At 72.2% G+C, this 19,193-nt stretch carries 11 protein-coding genes; 6 read left to right on the top strand and 5 right to left on the bottom strand.

Translation table 11 applies throughout. The features are described 5' to 3' along the window. Positions 1-298: 298 nt before the first annotated feature. Positions 299-1,243 carry a hypothetical protein gene (locus WMF26_RS11805; RefSeq protein ID WP_438000400.1) on the top strand — a complete coding sequence of 315 codons (945 nt, stop codon included), beginning with the start codon at positions 299-301 and terminating at the stop codon, positions 1,241-1,243. Between the two features lie 23 nt (positions 1,244-1,266). On the opposite strand, the gene WMF26_RS11800 is transcribed toward WMF26_RS11805, so the two are convergent. Continuing rightward, on the bottom strand, positions 1,267-2,205 hold the full coding sequence (locus WMF26_RS11800) for a LysR family transcriptional regulator (RefSeq protein ID WP_438000399.1): 939 nt from the start codon (positions 2,203-2,205) through the stop codon (positions 1,267-1,269). 111 nt (positions 2,206-2,316) lie between these two features. On the opposite strand from WMF26_RS11800, the gene WMF26_RS11795 reads away from it, so the two are divergent. Beyond that, a complete protein-coding gene (locus WMF26_RS11795) occupies positions 2,317-2,922 on the top strand; it encodes an RNA 2'-phosphotransferase (RefSeq protein WP_438002397.1) in 606 nt (201 codons plus the stop codon). A 242-nt stretch (positions 2,923-3,164) separates the two neighbouring features. Then, positions 3,165-3,791, top strand: a complete 627-nt coding sequence (locus WMF26_RS11790; RefSeq protein ID WP_438000398.1) for a DUF4405 domain-containing protein — start codon at positions 3,165-3,167, stop codon at positions 3,789-3,791. 231 nt (positions 3,792-4,022) lie between these two features. Here the strand turns inward: WMF26_RS11790 and WMF26_RS11785 are convergent, their stop codons facing one another. The 3 genes from WMF26_RS11785 to WMF26_RS11775 form a co-directional block, all read right to left on the bottom strand. Then, positions 4,023-4,469: a hypothetical protein gene (locus tag WMF26_RS11785; RefSeq protein ID WP_438000397.1), complete on the bottom strand. Its 447-nt coding sequence runs from the start codon at positions 4,467-4,469 to the stop codon at positions 4,023-4,025. A gap of 11 nt (positions 4,470-4,480) precedes the next feature. Next, the gene (locus WMF26_RS11780) at positions 4,481-8,716 is read right to left on the bottom strand and encodes a PAAR-like domain-containing protein (protein ID WP_438000396.1); all 4,236 of its coding nucleotides are present in this window, start codon (positions 8,714-8,716) and stop codon (positions 4,481-4,483) included. A 115-nt stretch (positions 8,717-8,831) separates the two neighbouring features. After that, positions 8,832-10,394 (bottom strand): RtcB family protein, encoded by a 1,563-nt coding sequence (locus WMF26_RS11775; RefSeq protein ID WP_438000395.1) that lies wholly within the window; start codon positions 10,392-10,394, stop codon positions 8,832-8,834. Between the two features lie 533 nt (positions 10,395-10,927). Between WMF26_RS11775 and WMF26_RS11770 the strand changes: the two genes are divergently transcribed. Both WMF26_RS11770 and WMF26_RS11765 read left to right on the top strand, forming a co-directional pair. After that, complete coding sequence (locus WMF26_RS11770) at positions 10,928-12,388, top strand: peptidoglycan-binding protein (protein ID WP_438000394.1); 1,461 nt, start codon at positions 10,928-10,930, stop codon at positions 12,386-12,388. A gap of 76 nt (positions 12,389-12,464) precedes the next feature. Beyond that, on the top strand, positions 12,465-13,031 hold the full coding sequence (locus tag WMF26_RS11765) for a hypothetical protein (RefSeq protein WP_438000393.1): 567 nt from the start codon (positions 12,465-12,467) through the stop codon (positions 13,029-13,031). Between the two features lie 10 nt (positions 13,032-13,041). On the opposite strand, the gene WMF26_RS11760 is transcribed toward WMF26_RS11765, so the two are convergent. Next, positions 13,042-14,826, bottom strand: a complete 1,785-nt coding sequence (locus WMF26_RS11760; protein WP_438000392.1) for a hypothetical protein — start codon at positions 14,824-14,826, stop codon at positions 13,042-13,044. A 330-nt stretch (positions 14,827-15,156) separates the two neighbouring features. On the opposite strand from WMF26_RS11760, the gene WMF26_RS11755 reads away from it, so the two are divergent. After that, positions 15,157-19,167: a protein kinase domain-containing protein gene (locus WMF26_RS11755; protein ID WP_438000391.1), complete on the top strand. Its 4,011-nt coding sequence runs from the start codon at positions 15,157-15,159 to the stop codon at positions 19,165-19,167. The last annotated feature ends 26 nt before the right edge of the window (positions 19,168-19,193 follow it).

Genomic DNA, 19,193 nt, shown 5'->3' with positions numbered 1-19,193 from the left:
ATCGGCAGCATTTCGCCGCAGTCGAGGCAGATTGCCTCGTCGCGCCCGCGCTCGGCCACGGCAGAGCTCCCTTCCTTTTCGGCTCGGTCTCGTCACGATAACGCCGGGCTCGCACGCGCGACACGGGCGACGGCGGCGCCCGACGGCGGGACGGGCTCGTACCGCGCCGCGCGTACGCGCCGCTCCAGGCCGCCCACGGCTGAGCCCGTCCATCACCCGCGCGGATCTTCTCATGGTCCTCTGGCACGCAGGTTGCCGTTCTCGAGCCAAATCGACGTACGAGCACAGGAGAGAGACCATGTCGGCCAATTCATCGAAGATGACCATCGATCACGACGAGATCCGCCAGTGGGCCGAATCGCGCGGAGGCCGCCCGGCGACGGTGAAGAGCACCGAGAAGAAGGGTGAGCCCGGCATCCTCCGCATCGATTTCCCCGGCTACAGCGGGGAGGGCTCGCTCGAGGAGATCTCGTGGGACGACTTCTTCGCCAAGTTCGAGGAGTCGAACCTCGCCTTCGTGTACCAGGAGAAGACGGCGGACGGGCAGACGAGCAACTTCTCCAAGCTGGTGAGCCGTCCGGAGGACATGGTCCAGAAGGGCAAATCCACGTCCGGCGCCGCGAAGGGCGGCAGCAAGGCGAAGGCGAGCGGCGCGAAGGGCGGGAGCGGCGGCGGCGAGCTGGACGTCGAGATCGAGGTCCAGATGGATCTCGACAAGGAGCCCGGCGGCGCCGAGCAACGGTCGCACGCCAAGCAGGCGCGCGGAAAGGGCGGCGGGCAGGCGGGCGAGGGCGCGCAGGAGATCGAGGTGGAGGCGCAGATCGACCTCGACGAGGGCGAGGACGAGCGCGGCGGCGCCGAGCAGCGGCCTCGCGGAAAGCAGCCCCGCGGAAAGGGCGCCGAGGACGACCACTCGTCCCACATGACGGTCGACCACGACGAGATCCGCGCGTGGGTCGAGGCGCGCGGCGGCCGCCCGGCGACGGTCACGCGGACCGAGAAGAACGGGGAGCCCGGCGTCCTCCGGATCGATTTCCCGGGGTTCAGCGGGGAGGACACGCTCGAGGAGATCTCGTGGGACGACTTCTTCGCCAAGTTCGAGGAGTCGAACCTCGCCTTCGTGTACCAGGAGGCCAAGGCGAACGGCGAGCCGAGCTACTTCTCGAAGCTGGTGAGCCGCCCGGACGACATGGGCGGCAAGCAGGCGAAGCAGGGTAAGTCGAAGTCCAAGAAGGCGGCCTGAGCCCGGAGATCGGGTGAGGGAGCTCAGCGCCGGCGCGCCGGCGCGCTCGGCGTGACGTCGGGCGCGGCCGGCGCGCCGCGCGCGTGCTTGCGCTGCCACGCGGCGCCGTGCGCGAGCAGCGCGTCCCGGAGCGCCCCGGGCCCGCCCTGGAGATCGACGCCGCGCCGGTAGACGACGTAGAAGACCTTGCGCGGCAGCTCGGGCAGCGGGCGCGCCACGAGGCCGCGCGGCAGGCGGCAGCAGGCGTTGACCACGGCGACGCCGACGCCGAGCCGGACGAAGTGGAGCATCAGCTCCCAGCCGTTCGCCTCGACCGCCGGCTCCCAGCGGACGCCGGCCGAGAGCAGCGCCTGCGCCAGCGCGGCCCGGTGTGGCCGCCCGGGGCCGGGGACCACGAGCCGCGCCCCCTCGAGGTCGCGCAGGTGGACGCGGCGCTTCCGGGCGAGCGGGTGCGCCTCGGGGACGACGAGGACCTGCTCGACCTCGGTGAGGCGGTCGGCGGCGAGCCCGTCCGGCGCGCCCTCGAGCGGCGCGACGCCGAGGTGCGCCTCGCCCGCGACGACGGCGTCGAGCGTGGCGTCGCGGTCGCGCGTGAGCAGGCGGAGCGGGGCGACGGCGCGCGCGGTGAAGGCGCGGATCCCCTCGCCGAGCAGGTACAGGTACGAGCCCTCGCCGGCGCAGAGCACGACCGGCTCCCGGCTCTCGCCGTGGCGAAGGACGTCGAGGAACGAGCGCGTCCGCTCGCCCACCTCGCGCCCGAAGGCTGCGACGCGCCTCCCGTCGGCGGTGAGCTCGAGCCGCTGCCCGCGCCGCTGGTAGAGCGTGACGCCGAGCGCCTCGCCGAGCTTGCCGATCTGGGCGTGGAGCGCCGGCTGCGACACGTGCAGCGCCCGCGCCGCGCGGGTGAAGTTGAGGTGCTCGGAGAAGACCACGAAGGCGCCGAGCCAGTCGAGGTTGAGCATGCCGGGACGCTATCGCGAAACGCGATAGCGTATCCAGAAATACTTCTTCCGCGCGATAGCGGGGTGTCTATGCTTCTCCTCGTCCGACGTTCGAAAGGATGGAGCTTGACGATGGGCCGCGATCGCTTGACCGACATGAGCAAGAAGCTCTCCTGGCTGCTCCGCCACGGGGCGCCCTCGATGGGCGTCGCCATGGACGAGGCGGGCTGGGTGGCCGTGGACGACGTGCTGCGGGCGCTGGGGATACCGCGCTCGCTGCTCGACGCCGTTGTGGAGACCAACACGAAGAACCGCCTCGAGATCCGGGGCGACCGGGTGCGCGCCTCGCAGGGGCACTCGCGCGAGGGGATGCCGGTGACGCTCGCCGGCCTGGAGGCGTCCTGGGAGGAGGTGCACGGCGACGCGTCGATCTGGCACGGCACCAGCGTGGCCGCGGTCCGGAGCATCGCCCGCGAGGGGATCCGGCCGGCGGCGCGCACGCACGTGCACTGCACCGACGCGCCGGGCAGCGCGGTGGGCAAGCGCGCGAACGTCGACGTGATGCTCGAGATCAGCCCCGCGCGGCTCCGGGCGCGCGGCGTGCGCGTGTTCCGGAGCCAGAACGGCGTGATCCTCGCGCGAGAGGTGCCGGCGCCGTGCCTCGTGGGGCTCGTGCCGATCGCGGCGCGGGCGAAGCGGGAAGCGGACGCGCTGCGGGCGCTGATCGGCGGGGGGTGAGGGCCGGGCTGGCGGGAGAGAGCGGAGGTCGACCCCGGCGAGCGCCGCGACTGGCCACGGCGATGGGTGGGCGGTCACCAGGCAGAAGCGTGCATCATGCACATTTTTCTTGACGCGCGCCCCCTTCGGAATTACGTGTATAAAGCACTCAATAATCGTCTGTGGGCGAGCAGCGTCCAGCGGCCGCACACCATCTGCGGAGGATCTCCGTAAATGACGCTGCTGGTGCCAAACCGGCCGCGATGATCGCGGCTGCCATCTCGGTTCTCGCGTTCGCCGGCTGCGATGACGCGGAATCGGGGCCGCCGCCCACCTCGCCCAGCGCCCTCGAGGGAGCTCCGGCGATCGTGAGCGCGTCCGAGGACCTCAACACAGGATTGAGCATGAAGCTGAATAGGACTTTCGTAACCCCTTTTCTTGCATTCATCTTTGTCTCTGTCGGATTTTCCGGCGTGTTGATGTTCTTCCACTTAGCCGACGGCTTCACAGAGGTGTTGCACGAGGTGATGGGGCTAACTTTTGTGCTCTTTGCTTTTTCCCATGTGGCCATCAACTGGAAGAGCATGAAGAGCCACTTCGGAAAGCGGAATTTCTTCATTGCAGCTGCCGCTGTGGCCGTATTGTCCGTTGGGCTCATCGCCCTTGAACGAGCTCAGATTCCGGCAGATTTGATCATCATGGAGAGAGTGGCGAGAGCCCCGCTCTCCGACTCATTCAGGGTCCTTGAGATTGATCACATCAAAGCGGCCACGGCATTGAACAAGAAGGGAATCGGGCTCGAGGGCGCCGACACGATCGAAGACATCTGGCTGAACAACGATTCTTCTCCCGAAGAAGTCGTAGAAACACTTCTTTACGAAGCCAGATGAAGAGGCGGACCAGAGATCGACGTTTACAAATACTGAGGACGAGGAGCCGCTCAGCAGGGAGTCGTGGTCAAATTTGAACATGAAGGCGGGAAGGCGGGAAGAAACCTTGATGCTCTTCCCGCCTTCCCGCCTTCATGTGGGCTCTCTCTGGGCAGAGTCGACAACTGCCCAGCAGGGCGGCCCGCCAGCTGAGCTCGGGAGGCGTTCGGCCTCACGCCGTTGCCCCGAGCGCTAGCGCGCCCCCTGCTGGCGCGCTTCCGCGAGAGAAGGCCCGCCCTTTTCCGCGAGCCACGCGAAGACCGCCGCCGGTTCGCGCAGCGTGACGTCCGAGCCCCAGCCGAGGACGCGGAGCGCCCCTTCCGCGTCGAGCCCGAGCAGACCGACGCGGAACAGGCGGCCCCGGAGCTCGAGCGCGCACTGCCCGAGGCTCGGCACCCGGAAGCGCTCCGGCGGCGCCTCGAACGCGAGGAGGCGCGCGAGCTCGGCGACGTCGGGGCCGCGGAGCTCCACGGCGGGCGCTCGGGCGAGCGGCCCGTGCTCACCGAGCTCGCCCGGGTAAACGCGCACCGCGCGCGTCTTCGACCACAGCGCGTCGAGCGCCGCCTGGGAAGGATCAGGCCCGGTCGTGTCGGGCCAGGGCAGACGCGCGGGGACGTGAGGGAGACGGGGCGCCGGCATGGATCAGCTCCTCACCGGGTCTCGACGTACGCGCCCTTCCGGACGTACACATCTCGCCTCGGGTTCATCGCCCCGTTCACCGGGTTCTGTCCGACGGGCGCCATCATCCCAGGCCCCCAGTTGTTCGGCTTCTTCCAGAACTGATACCATTTCTTGCCCGAGATATCCTCGACATCGCCGCGGTACGTGGCGGCGGGGTCGTTCGACTTGGCGCCCCAGACGCTCGATTTCGTGACGTTCGCGACGCCCTGCGCCGTGCTGTCGTTGCCGATACCCCACTTCGGATCCGGCGGCGTCGCGCCGTTGCACGTCGACAGATCGACGCGCGAGCCCGGCCCCCCCTTGAAGCCTGCGCCCTTCAGCGCGTCCCCGAGCTGCTGCCCGTTGATCGTGGGCCGGTTGCCGTAAGGGATGAGCCCCAGGAATTTCTTCTTCTCTCCCCACTCGACCCCGCCCGGGTACCCGTGCGTCGACACGATCACGTGGTTCTCGTTCGCCAGCGGGGCGTTCTTCAGCTCGTCGTGGTAAAGCACCGTGGCCCCCGGATACATCTTCTGCAGATTGGCCTTGTGGCTCTCGATCGCCTTGTCGCCGCGCTGGCCGACGATGATCGTCGTGAGCCCCGAAGGGTCGATGTACAGCGTGACGTTCGGAACGAACCCGAGCTCGTGGAACGCCCCGGCGAGCCCCGCGGGATCGGGCGTGATGTACAGGCCGAGCGCCGGATCGTAGTAGCGGTGGCGGTTGTAGAAGAGGCCTGTCGGGGCGTCCCAGCGCTGCCCGGCGAAGCGCAGCGTCCCTGGGTCGCCCGAGCGGCGGGTCACGTCGCCCAGCGCGCCGAAGTCCACCTCGTCGAAGGCGCCGGCCGCGGACAGGAAGAGCCACGGCGTGCCGGCGGCGTCGGTCACGACCGCGCGGAAGTCGCCCCCTTGCCGCGCCTCGAGGAGCGGCGTGCAGCCGTCGTCGGCGAAGACGCGCCGCACGCGCCCTCCCCCGCTCGCCACCTCCTCGACCGCGGAGTCGCCGTCCCACCCGAACCAGACGCTCTCGCCGCCCATCGTCATCGCGACGCGGCGGCCGAGCGCGTCGTAGAGGAACTGGATCACGAGGCCGTCGTCGCGCACCGCGGCCGCGAGGCGGTTCAGCGCGTCGTAGCGGTACTCGAAGCTCTTTCCGCGCTCCGCCGAGGTGCGCCGCGCCAGCCGGCCGAGGGCGTCCCAGGTGAGGTGCTCGCCGGCCGTGCGCACGGGGCGGCCCCCGGGGCCGAGCGACCACGCCTCGCCCCGGGGCACCGGGGTGCCCTGCGGGGAATACGAGCGCTGCTCGTTCGCGCCGAGCCCCTGCACCGACAGCGGGCGGCCCACCTCGTCGAGCACGTAGCGCCGCTGCCCCGCGCGGCTGTCGTCCACCACCTCGATCGGCCCCGCCTTGGACCACGCATACGAGCGCGCCGCGATCTCGCCGCCGGTCGACGACACCACGGCCCGGTGGACCGGCAGGCCGTACAGGTCGCTCCGCGTGATCACGCGCGGCCCGTCCTCTCCGAACGCGCGCTCCGACTCGACCCCGCGCTCATCGTAGGCGAGCGTCAGCCGGGCGGCGCGCGCCTCGTCCACGGCGACCTCCCAGGCCGTGGGCGCGCCGTCGCCCGGACGGCGCTCGGTCGTCACGCGCCAGCCCGAGGAGTAGCTCCGCTCCACGACGCGGCCGGCGTCGTCGTAGCGGTAGGACACCGCGAACTGGAAGCCGCCGAGGCGCTGCTCCTCGCGCAGGACCCGGCCCGCGGCGTCGCGCACGAAGACGACCTCCGACGCGGCGCTCCTCGCGTAGAGCAGCCCGCCGCGCTCGTCGTAGCCGTACTCCTCGCGCTCGCCCGTCGAGTGCTCGCGCACGCGCAGCCGGCCCATCGCGTCGCTCGACAGCCGCACCCAGGAGCCGTCCGCCTTCATCACCGAGGCGATCTCGGCGACCCCGCTGTGCTCGTACTCCGTGCGGACGCCCGAGAACGACGTCTCCGCGCGGATGTTGCCGGACGGGTCGTACTCGAAGAGGTGCCGCTCGCCCGCCGGGTTCTCGATCCAGGCGAGGCGCAGCAGCGCGTCGTAGCCGGCGCGGTAGCGGCGCCCGTCGCTGTGCACCGACTCCACCGTGACGTCGCCGACCATGCGGTACCGGATCTCATGCCCGTTCGGCGCCCGCTCGGCGATGAGGTGCCCTGTGGGGCCGTAGTCGAAGTACGTGACCTTGCCCCCGGGCTCCCGGATGGCGATCACGTAATCGCGAGAGTCGTAATCGAGCTCGAGCGCGATGCCCTTCGGGGTCTCCGCGCGGACGGGCCGGCCGAGCAGGTCGAACTCGTACCGGAAGCGCGCCACCCCGCCGCCGGCGCTCACCTCGCGGACGTTGCCGTGCGCGTCATACGCGTAAGCGTCCTCCGTGCCGTCGGCGTGGATCACCTGCGCGAGCAGGCCCCGCGGGTCGTAGCCGTAGACGGTGGAGCGGCCGAGCTCGTCGACCTCCTCGGTCACCCTCGATCCCTGGTAGCGCACCTGCCGCGTCGCGCCTCCGGGCTCGGTCAGGGTCACCGCCCCCGCGCCATCGTCGAAGCGCACGGCGCGCAGGAGATCGCCGCCCACCGAGGCCTCGGTGTGCCTGCCCGACATGTCGACGCGCCGGCGCGCGACGCGCCCCTCGGCGTCCCGAATCGCGAGGAGCCGGCCGGAGCCGTCGTAGCTGTAGTGGGTGACGTACCCCCGCGGATCCTGGTAGGCCGTGACGAGCCCGAAGGCGTTGCCCACGTAGAGGTGCCGTTGACCCAGGCCGTCGATCACGTGCGTCTGAAACGGCTCGGGGCCCCACGACAGGCGCGTATGGAAGATGCCTTTGGGCCTGGGCGCTCCGGCGGGCGGCGAGCACCCGATCTCGCGCAGCACGTCGCCGCCCCGGAGCTCGCCCCAGCTCTCGACACAGCGGCGCTCGCCGGAGACGTCCGCGTAGACGAAGTGGTAATCGATGCCGTCCGGCGACGACTCCCGGACGAGGTAGTGATCCTCGTCGTACGCGAAGAGCGTCTCGACGCCGCCCGCGTCGACGGCGCGGACGAGATCGCCGCGGGCGTCGAGCTCGAGGACCACGAGCGTCCTTTGGTGGACCTTCCCCTCGTCGTCCGTCACCGAGAGCCGATGTACGACGAGGTTCCCGTCCCGCTCGACCGTGAGGACGCGGCCGGCGCAGTCGACGAGGCGCACGAGCGTGCCCTCGCGCCACTCGAGCTCGACCACGTTGCCCGCGTCGTCGCGCAGCTCCGCGAGGCAATAGCGCAGCTCCGCCGGATCGTAGCGGAGCACGCGCACGGCGCCGTCGTCGAGGTCCACCACGAGGTCGCCGCCGACGCGGCCCACCTTGACGCCGTAAGGCAGCACGAGCACCTGATCGCTGTCGGGCTCGGGGATGTGCACCTCGCGGAAATCGGGGTCCACGAGCACGAGCCCGTCGCCTTGCCTGCGCGCGTACCAGTGCAGGTTGTGCGACCAGCCCCAGCCCATCCCGCAGCGGGAGCGCACCGCCGAGGTCGCGTACCGGCGCACGAGGCCGACGGAGAACGGGCCCGGGAGCAGGACATCGAGCTTGGGGTTCGTGTACATGGTCCCGGTGACCACGTCGATCGGGTGCGCTGCGGCGGCCTGCCCCTCGGCCTGAGGCGGCGCGGGCGGCTTCGGCGGCGAGGCGCCGCTGCTCGATCCGCCGCCGCCCCCGCCGCCGTTGCCCCCGCCCTGCGGGCCGCCGCCGCCCGGGCCGCCGGCGCCGCCGCCGCCGCCGCCGCCGCCGCCGCCGCCCCCGCCCGCGCCGCTCGCGCTGGCGCCCGCGCCGACGGTGATGCTCTTGTTCATCTGCCCCATGCTGCCGGTGATGCCGGCCATGCCGAGCTCGATGAAGACGTTGGGCGCCCCGAGCCAGGGGAAGCACGGCCCGGCCGTGTTGAGGCTGACGACCTCTTTCAGCGTGCCCGGCTCGTTCCCGTGACAGGCCTTCATGCAGCCGCCCACCGTGAGGATCTTCGCCCCCTCGATCTTGGTGCGCATGCAGGGATCGATGATCCCCTCGGCGACCGTGCCCATCGTGGGATAGGGGATCGGCAAGGGGCTCGGCGCTGCCGGCGTCAGGCACACGCTGACGGCCATGCCGGTCATCTGGTGGCCGGACTTCTCGGTGATCGTGTCCATGCCCAGCGCGGTCACCTTGGCCATGAGCGAGCCTCCTGCGGCAGGCTACAGCGCTGCTCCGGGGGCGCCAACCCGGAACGTGCGCGGCTTCATGGCCTGCCTGCGGCGTGGTCGTTTCGCTTATCGTACGGAGCGCGCCCTATCCCTTGACCGTCACGAGCGGCCAGAGTCGCGCCACGCGCCGCGCGATCCCGGCATCCTCGACGGAACGGACGACCGGCGCGATCGGCTTGTAGGCATACGGCGCCTCCTCCTTCATCCGCTGGTGGTACTTCGCGAGGATGTCGCGCCGCCGCCGGACGCTCGGCGCATCCGGATCGAGGGGCGTCACGACATGCAGCTTCTCGACGGCGCGCCGGTAGAGGTCCTCGTCGGCGTGCGCGGAGCGGCCGCGCGTGAGGCTGCGGCCCGCGCCGTGGCACGCGCTCGCGAGCAGCTCCGCGTGGCCTTCGCCGGCGAGCACCCAGCTCGCGTCGCCCATCGAGCCGGGGATGATCACCGGGTGACCGGTGTACGCGAACACCCCGCCCTGCCCCTCCGGTCCCCCGGCGGGCGTCGCGCCCTTGCGGTGCAAGTAGCGCGGCTCGGCGCCGTCGGGCTCCCAGATGAGGTTGTGCGGCGCATCGTACACGAGCGAGCTCGCGACCCGACGGCCGAGGACCTCCTGCAGCGCGCGCACCACCATGAGGCCCAGGAAGAGGCGGTTCGCGAACGCAAAATTGGCGGCGTTCCGCATCGCATCCAGGTAGACCGAGGCCTCGCGGGCGTGGGGCCCCACCGCCGGCAGCACATAGAAGCCGTGCGCCGGGTGGGGCACCCCCGCCGGGTACAGCGCGCGGGCGCGCTCGTTGAAATAGCCGCCGACCGCGTGTCCGAGCCCGACGGAGCCCGCGTGGGCCATGATCGTGACGGCGTTCTTCGTCAGCCCGAACGCGCGCGCCGTCCCGCCGTCGACGAGCTCGTCCACGGCCTGGATCTCGACGAAGTGGTTGCCTCCGCCGACCGTGCCAATCTGGACGTCGCGCCCGTCCGCGCGGCCCGACGCCTGGATGTACGCGTCGAACGCGAACGTCCCGCGCGCGGGCAGCGCGCCGTGGAAGTGCACGCGCTCGAGATCCTCGCGCTGCGCGCGCGGATCGTAATGGTTCCACAGGCCGGTGCGGGCGTTGTCCGCCGCCGTCTCGTGCAGCCCGGCGAGGCCGTCGCGGAGCATCGCCGCGCGCTGGCGCGGCGACATGGGGATATCGCGCTGTCCCTGGAAGAAGATGGCGCGGAGCCGCTTCTTCAGGGCGCCGACGTGCGGCGCGAGCTCGTCCCGTTCGACGTCCGTCGCGAGCAGGCGCATGCCGCAACAGACATCGTTGCCGACCGCCTGCGGCACCACGAACCCGCGCGCGTCGACGACCGTGCCCACGGGGATGCCCGCGCCCTTATGAAAATCGGGCGTGAGCACGATGGACCGGATCTCGCCGGCCGCGCCGCCCCAGAACGGGGCGATCCTGCCGGCCTTCTCCCACGCGTGGAGATCGCGCAGCGTGCCTTCCAGCGAGGCGAAACGGAGGAGCTCCTCGATGCCGTCGGCCTCGACGACGACATCTTCCCGCGCCACGAGGGTGATCGGGATCCCGAACGGATTGTCGATGCGGGCCGTCGCGCCATCCACGCGACGCACCACCGCATCGAGATGCAATTTGCCAACCATGCTGCTGTCCAATTCACGAAGACGCACGCGGCCGACGCGATCGCGCGAAGGGGCCGCGGCTCACTCTCCCCCGGTGTGGACCCGGCGCGCGCACGAGGGAGGCGCACACCGCAGCAGCGGGGCTCAAGATAGACGCGAAACGCCGATCGTCAAGCGGCTCGCGCGGGTCCGCGCCTGCCAGGAGGGCGCGCGAGGTCGAGGCACACTCACGTGCGGCCAATCACACTTCCGTGCGCTCCGTCTCTTGCGGGGTGGCGGGGCGCAGATCCGCGGCCTCTTCGACGCACCCACCTCGCCCGCGCCTCTCGCTGGCATGGCGCCGCACCTCTCCCGTGGCCTGCCGATTCCACCCATCCACGGCCCCCGAACCCAGGCCGTTCAGGACACCAGCACGACTCCTGCGCCACCTACAGCCTTGACGCCCGACGCCCGTGGTCGTGATCTGATGGTGAATCCATCGGGGGGTGGTGGCCGTACCTGCAAGGCCCCGAGCTCGCGCCTGAGCCGGCCCTCATCGAGGAAAGGAATCCACCATGCGCATCGTCCAGATGGGCTCAGGTGAGCCCCGCGATCTCGTCCTCTGCTACCTCGTCGGCCCTCACATGGACGCCGCGCTGCGCGACGCCCTCGGCCCCGCGCCGTGCGTGGTCGCCTATGCCACCGGCAAGCCCGCCGAGAGCCTCGACGCGGTGACCGCCGCCGTGCGCGACCGGCTGCACCTCCCCACCCTCGGCCGCATCGTCCTCGCCGGCTACTCTCTCGGCTGCAGCGGCGTGCGATCCCGCTTGCTCGAGAAGGCGCAGGCGAACGGCGCCGTCGCCGCCCTGGTGCTCGTCGACGGCACCCACGCGAGCAAGCCGCCGGTCGCGTGGCAGATCGACGTGTGGCGCGACGCGTTCGCGCGCGCCCGCCGGGGCGAGCTGCTCGTCGTGGCCACGCACACCCAGCAGAGCTACGTCGAGCAGCTCAGGCCGCCCGAGGCGCCCTTCCTCTCCACCGCGACGGTGCTCCGCCAGGCCACGGAGTGGCCCCTCGACGCCGCGGGCCCCGTCGACGCGCCCGCGGTGCGCAACGATGGGCAGCTCTGGATCTACTCCTACGCCAGCAAGGCCATCGACGCCGAGGCGCACATCCTCCAGCAGCGCGAGGTCCTGCCGAGGGTGCTCCGCCAGCACATCCGCCCCTGGCTGGAGGGCCCCGGGGCCGACCCGACGAGACCCACAGATCCGCCCGTCGGCGCCGACGCGCTCGAGCAGGCCGAGCACGCCTCGACGAGCGGGCAGCCGGGGCCGAGCCCCGTCGTCCGCCAGATCCTGCGCCTCGGCTCGCGGGGCGACGACGTCGTCGCCTGGCAGCGGGTCATCGGGGTCGATCAGGACGGGATCTTCGGCGGCGTGACCGAGCGGCTCACGCGCCAGTGGCAGAAGCGGCACGGCCTCGGGGCGGACGGCATCGTCGGTCCCCTCACCTGGAGCGCCGCCGAGGCGCGGAGCGGCGAGGCCCTGCCCCCACGCGAGGTGCCCAAGCAAGCCACGCCGCTCTCCGAGGCGGAGCTCTCGGCGGTGCTGGAGCACAGCCACGAGCTCGTCTTTCAGGAGAACCCGAGCCGCGCGCGCCTCGCCTGCGCGTGGGCGCACGTGGCCATCGAGAACGGACGCGGGCAGAAGGTGTGGAACTACAACCTGGGCAACATCACCGGATTCGGCCAGTGGCCCGGGCAGTATTACGTGATCCGCGTCGCCGAGCGGGTGCAGCGCAATCCCGACCTGTGGAAGCAGGTGGACATGCGCTTTCGCGCCCACGCCGAGGCGCTCGACGGCGCCGCCGACTACTGGCGGCTCATGGGCAAACACTACCAGCCGGCGCTGGCGCGCTTCGACGCGGGAGACGCCGCGGGCGCCGCCTTCGAGCTCTCGCGGCTGCGCTACTACACCGCGCACGCCGACACGTACGCGCGGAACATGAGCTCGCTGTACCGCTCCTTCCCCGGCTGATCGCGCGGCGCGCCGCCGCCCGCCCGGCGCGCCGGCGCTGGCTCCGGCCGCGCGCCGCTGTGGTACCCTCCCGCCCATGGGTACCGCGAACGCCCTTGTCCCCGAACGGCGCTCTGCCCTGCGCCGCGCCCCCTGCGCGGCCCTCCTGCTCGCCGCCTGCGGCCCCGCGCCCACCCTGGCCGAGCCGCGCGCCCCGGAGCCGCCGCCCCCCGAGACAATCTACATCGTCATCCACGATCCGCTCCCGGCGGCGGGAGCCGCGGTGGCCGCGGACGACTGGGTGCCGGACGAGCCCCGCGGCGACAACCCGTTCGCGCGGACGCGCACCTGGATCGGCGATTACGACTGCCCGCAGGGCACGACCGAAATGACGTTCCGGATCCTTCAGGTCCAGGGCGACCGGATCAAGGCCGTCTTCGACTTCCGTCATGCCGCGTCCGGCGCGTCCGGGAAGTACCTTATGCGCGGCCGTTACGACCCCGAGACGCGCACCGCGACGTTCTCGCCCGGCGCCTGGCTCGAGCGCCCTCCCAACTACGTCACCGTCAGCATGAAGGGCGATCTCGCGCTCGACGGCTCGCTCTTCGCCGGGCGCATCGAGCACCCGGAGTGCGGCGCCTTCCGGCTCCGGCCGGCGGGCTAGCGCGCGCCGCTCAGCGGCCGGCGGACAGACGCCCTTCCGCCACCGGGCCGGCGAGCGCCGCCCGGTACCCGAGATAGCGCCCGAACGCGCGCATCGCCTGGTTCCAGTGCTTGGGCTGCTTCACCCACATCTCCTTCACGCCGACGTCGGCCAGCGCGTCTCCCACGTCGATCCATCGCGGTTCGCCGGTCAGGGCGTAGGCGGCGCCGAACACGGGCACGATCAGCAGGTTGAGGTCGGCGGTCCCGCTGTCGTCGTACGCGTCGGTCTCGCAGCCCCAGAGGTACCGGAGCGCGCGCCGGTCCGAGGTGATCGCGCGCTCCGCGAGCCAGCCCGCGGCGCGCGCCACCACGTCGCGGACCCGCGGGTCGCCGGTGAGCGCGCGGTAATCCATGAGCGCGTCGACGAGCAGCGCGGTCATGAACGGCGAGCCGCCGCGCGGGCCGCGCTCGCACTCGGTCGGGTCCGCGCGGTTGAGGTCGTGCTCGAAGGCGCCCGACGCGCCCTGCCGCTGCCACGCCACCGTGCGATCCGCGAGGCCGCGCAGCGCCGCGAGGAGCTCCGGCCGCGGGTCGAGCGCGTAGTAGCTCGACAGCGTCATCATCGCCCAGGCCATGTTGCGCTCGGTCGCGCGCAGCACGTCCTCCTTGCCGCCCGTGAGCGCCGGCAGGTTCAGCCGGAGCGCCTCGCCCATCGCGAGGACCGCTTCCTTCGCCGCCGGGTCGCCGGTGAGCAGGTAATCGTCGAGCATCCCCTGGCCGAGCATGCGCCGGAGCACCTGCCAGGAGAGGGGCGCCGCGGGGGTCCAGTCCTCCTTCTCGCAGACGTGGACCGCGAGCCGCCGGTCGGGCGAGAACCGGAGCTCGTGCTGCCGGTACCAGACGGCCTCGGCGCGCGCGCGCCGGTAGCGGGCGGCGTCGCCGTTCCGGAGAAAGCGCTGGTAGAGCGCGTGCGGGCCGTCGTAGTAGGTGCGGTGCGCGCCCGCGCAGCTGACGCCGTACGCGTCGTAGGCGGGCGTCATGCGGGCGAGCGCACCCTCGATGCCGCTCTCGAAGCCGGGGAAGCGGCGGTCGTCGATGGCGGGGAGCTGCGGCCCGCACACCTGGCTCGCCGCGTACCACGAGGGCGGCAGCACCGCGGCGATCGGGCCGTCCGGGTCCGGCAGGAGCGATTCGTCGAGCACGGCGCCCTCGATGCCCGGCGCGTCCGCCGGCTGCCCGGGGGAGCTCGCCTTGGCGCGGCGCCGGGGCGCGCCCGCCGGGGGCTCGCCGGGCGGAGCGCCCTTTGCGGGGCGCGGGGGAGCGCCGTGCTCCAGCGTGTAGATCGCGCGCTCGCCCGGCGCGAGCGCGGCGCGGAACGCGACGAGCGCGCTGCGGATCGAGCCGTCCAGCGGCCAGACCGCGAGCGGCTTCGTGCGCAGCGGGACCGGGGCGCCGCGGCCGTCGCGCAGGCGGAGGAGGCGGACGTCGCGCAGCGCGCCCGGCGGGAACGGCACGCCCGAGGACACGACGGCCTCCGGCGGCGGCGTCGCGCCGGCCGGGCCCTTCGCGGGCGGCGGGCCCTTCGCGGGCGCGCTCGTCGCGGCGTCGGCGACGAGCAGCAGCGGGACCGAGCCCGCGCGCGCGGCGGCGACGTGCGCCTCCAGGACGGCCCGCACGCGCGGCTCCACGCGGCGCGCCGCGGGCACCCGAGCGGACGGCCGGCCGCAGCTCGTCCAGAGGAGGGGCGCTGCGAGGAGCAGCGCTGCGAGCAGGCGGAGGGCGCCGGGCCTCGCCTTTGCGCGCTGCGCATCCATGCCGCATCCGATGACCGGCGCCCGCCGGGCATCGCGGCCGAGCATCGGGGAGCGCGGCCACGATGAGCCCGGCCGTTCGGACATGGTGCGCTCACCTGGTCGCGCCCGCCGGCTCCCGGCGCTCGCCGCGCCCGTGGCTCGTCGTGATGGCCTCTTCGATGTACCGTTCCGACCAGCGACCGCGTGCCTCGTGGGCTATCCCGGGCTCCCCACTGACGATGGCGTCGTGCAGGACGAGGACGCGCCGGGCTGTGCTCGCTCTCTTTCGAGGATAGCGAGAAGCTCTCAGCTCCGCACCGTCCCGCCGGCAATTCCGATGTTCGTCCGGCGGTGGAAGGGATTGTCGCCGAGCATCGGCCTCTCAAGTGGACATCCTCATTGCAGGAGGTCGATACTACGGCGGTGCAGCCGGGGGACGTGATCGCTGGAAGGTTCGAGATCGACGGGCGCGCAGGCGTCGGCGGCATGGGAGAGGTCTTCCGGGCGAGAGACCGGAGCTCTGGCAGGGACGTGGCAGTCAAGGTCCTCCTCGAGCGGCGCCTCGACGATGAAGTACGGTTCACGCGAGAGGCCGCGGTGCTCTCCGATCTGCGACATCCAGGGATCGTCGAGTATGTGACCAGCGGCGAGACCCCTTCGGGCCAGCGCTACCTGGTGATGGAGTGGCTCGCGGGGGAAGACCTGTCGGTCCGCCTCGCGCGCGGGCCGCTCGGCGTGGACGAGGCGCTGGCGCTCGGAGCGCGCGTCGCCGAGGCGCTCGCGGCGGCGCACGCGCGCGGCGTCGTCCACCGCGATCTCAAGCCGAGCAACATCTTCCTGGTGGAGCGCGACGTGACGCGCGCGAAGGTCCTCGATTTCGGGATCGCGAGGCGCGGCGACGCCAAGACGATCACCAGGGCGGGAGCGCTGCTCGGCACTCCGGGGTACATGGCGCCGGAGCAAGCGCGCAGCGGGCGCGACGTCGACGCGCGCGCGGACGTGTTCGCGCTCGGCTGCGTGCTGTTCGAGTGCCTGACGGGGACGCCGGCATTCCTCGGCGACGACCTCATCGCCATCCTCGTCAAGGTCCTTGCCGAGGAAGCGCCACGCGTGCGCGAGCGCTGCCCCGAGGTGCCGGAGGCGCTCGAGCAGCTCGTGAGCCGGATGCTCGCCAAGGAGCCGGAGGAGCGCCCCGGCGACGCGGTCGCGGTGGCCGAGGAGCTCGAGGCGCTTCGCGGCGCGCAGCGGCGCCCCTCCGTCCACACGCGGCGCTCGAGGAGCACGCAGCCTCCGTCGTTGACCGGCGGAGAGCGGCGGATCCTGTCGGTCGTGCTGCTCGGCAAGCAGCCGCCCGCCGAGGACGGCGCGCCGACGCTCTGCGAGGCAGAGCTCTCCAGCGTTCAGGGAGAGCTGCGCCGGACCGCCGCAGACCACGGAGGGCTCTTGGAGGTCCTGGTCGACGGTACGGCCATCGTGACGCTCGCGCGGACGACCCAGGTCCCCACCGATCAAGCGGCCCAGGCCGCGCGCTGCGCGCTCGCGCTGCGCGCCGTCTCCCGGGATCGACCGGTCGTGCTGGCGACGGGTCGGTCCGAGGTGACCGGGCGCCTGTGCGCGGGCGACGCCATCGACCGGGCCGCGCGGATGCTGGCGGCGCCCCCCGCGCGCGGCCGGGATCGGCCCGTCGCCATCGACGAGGTCACGGCCGGGCTGCTCGACGCGCGCTTCGAGGTCGTGGAGACCGACGCCGGGCTCGAGCTACGCGCGGAGCGCGAGCTCGCGGAGGGAGCGCGCACGCTGCTCGGCAAGGCCACGGCGTGCGTGGGGCGCGATTGGGAGATCGCGACGCTCGAGGCGCTCCTCCAGGAGTGCTTCGAGGAGCCGCTCGCCCGGGCGGTGCTGATCACGGCGCCGGCCGGGATGGGCAAATCGCGCATTGCCTCCGAGCTCACCGGCCGACTTCGCCAGCGTGGCGACGAGGTCGCGATCTGGACCGGTCGCGTCGACTCGCTGCGAGCGGGATCGTCCTTCGGCCTGCTCGGGCAAGTGCTCCGGAGCGCGCTCTCCCTGCGCGACGGCGAGCCGCTGGAGGCGCGCCGGGACAAGATCCGGGCCCGGGTGGCCGGGAGCACCCCGGCGGCCGATCAGCGGGGTATCGCGGCGTTCCTGGGCGAGATCGTGGATACGCCGTTCGCCGACGAGGAGAGCGTGGCCCTGCGGACGGCGCGTCAGAACGCGCAGCTCATGAGCGACCAGCTGCGGAAGGCATGGCTGGATTTCCTTCGGGCCGAGGTGGCGCAGCGTCCGGTGCTGCTCGTGCTCGAGGATCTCCACTGGGGCGACCAGCCCACGGTGAGCTTCCTCGACGCAGCGCTGCGCGATCTGCGCGCCATGCCCTGGATGGTGCTCGCGCTGGCCCGGCCCGAGGTGCATGAGGCCTTTCCCCGGCTGTGGGCGGAGCGCCAGACGCAGGAGATCCGGTTGAAGGAGCTGCCGCGCAAGGCGTGCGAGCGGCTGGTGCGGCAGGCGCTCGGCGCGAGCATCGGCCGGGAGATGCTGGAGCGCATCGTGGCGCTCGCCGGCGGGCATGCGTTCTACCTGGAAGAGCTCATCCGGGCGGTGGCCGAGGGCCGTGGTGAGGCGCTGCCCGAGACCGTGCTCGCCATGGTGGAAGCACGCCTGTCGCGGCTCGACCCCGAGGCGCGGCGGCTGCTGCGCGCGGCCAGCGTATTCGGCGAGGTGTGCTGGGAGGGCGGCGTCTCGTCGCTGCTCGGTGGTACGGAGCCTCCGCCCTCCACAGATGCGCATCTCGCGCGCCTGGTCGACCTGGAGGTGCTCGTGGCGCTCCAGGAGAGCCGTTTCCCGGGAGAGCGAGAGTTCGCGTTCCGGCACGCGCTCCTCCGGGAAGGCGCGTATGCGATGCTGACCGAGGCGGACAGGGCGCTCGGACATCGGATCGCGGGCGCGTGGCTCGAGCAGCGCGGGGAGACGGATCCCATGCTGCTGGCCGGACACTTCGAGCGCGGCGGGGATCGCGCCCGGGCAGCAGACTTCTACCTGCGCGCCGCGGACCAGGCGCACCGGAGCGGCGACGTGGCCGCCGCGGCCGTCCGCGCTCGCCGGGGGCTCGCGTGTGGAGGCTCGGAGGAGCTACGGAGCGCGCTGCTCGGCGTCCTCTGCGAGGCGCTCGTCTGGTGTCCGCAGACACTGGGCGACGCAGCGGCGTACGCCGAAGAGGTGATGAGGATCTCGCCGCGCGGCTCCTCCTCCTGGTCGCGGGGGGCGATGGCGATGCTGGCCAGCGCGTTCGCGGCGCGACGGATCGATGAGTACATGGCCACGATCCAGCTGCTCCAAGAGACGACACCCGCCCCCGGCGCCGCGCGTCTTCACGCTCTGGCGATCGTCGCCGCCGTCAGCGGGCTCGACGTCCTCGGGAGAGTTCGACGGGCGGACGAGGCCATGGAGCGGCTCGACGCCGGCATCAACGCCCTCGACCGTCAGGAGCCGCTCGCGTCTCTTGTGTGGACCGCCATGTCCTCGATCAGGAGCGCCTGCGTAACAGGAGAACCGTGGCGAGGGCTCGACTACGCAAATCGCGCCATGGATCTCGCTCGCGCTCAATCGGCCAATCACGAGTCCGACATCGGCGTCGCCCACCTGGCGAAAGGAATGTGCCTATGGCACCTCGGCGCGCCGCTCGCCGCCGAGCAGGTCCTCTCGGGGCTGGCCCCGTTCGTCGACACAGGCCTCGCCGTATTCAGCGCGTTTCGTCGCTTCAGCCTGGCGTGGCTGCGCGCCGACCGCGGCGCGCACGACGAGGCCCGCCAGCCAGCCGTGGAGCTCCGCGATTTCGGGTACGAGCACCGCGTCCCCCTCGACGAGGGTCGAGGCCGCTGGGCGCTCGCGGAGGTGAGCCGCCGCGCCGGAGACCTCGAGAGCGCCGAGCGCGAGATCACGGCGGCGCTGCAGCTCCTGGCGGAGGCGTCTCCGATGGACCATCCCGGCGCGCTGGGGACGCTCTCGGCCCTCCGGCGCTCTCAAGGTCGCGCCGCCGAAGCCCTCGCTGCTGCGGAAGAAGCGCTCGCTCGCGTCGACGACATGGGCGGTGCATGCGGAATGTTCCGCGGCGCGTTCGTGCGCCTCGCCCACGCGGAGGCCCTCCACGCCATGGGGGATCGAGCAGCCGCGCGCGCCGCCATTGCCACGGCCCGAGCGCACCTGCTCGCGATCGGCCACAAGATCGCTGACCCCAATTACAAGAAGAGCTTCCTCGAGAACGTTCCGGAGAACACCCGCACCCTGGCGCTGGCGCGCGCATGGTTGGGAGAGCCCGCCGAGGCGGCCGCGGGTCGACCTTGACGAGTGGCCGGGATCCCGGCCTTTTC

This window comes from Sorangium sp. So ce185, assembly GCF_051526825.1.
GTDB classification, from domain to species: Bacteria; Myxococcota_A; Polyangia; order Polyangiales; family Polyangiaceae; genus Sorangium; species Sorangium cellulosum_D.
The sequence above is the reverse complement of the archived record's forward strand: the minus strand, read 5'-3'. Positions and strand labels throughout refer to the sequence as shown.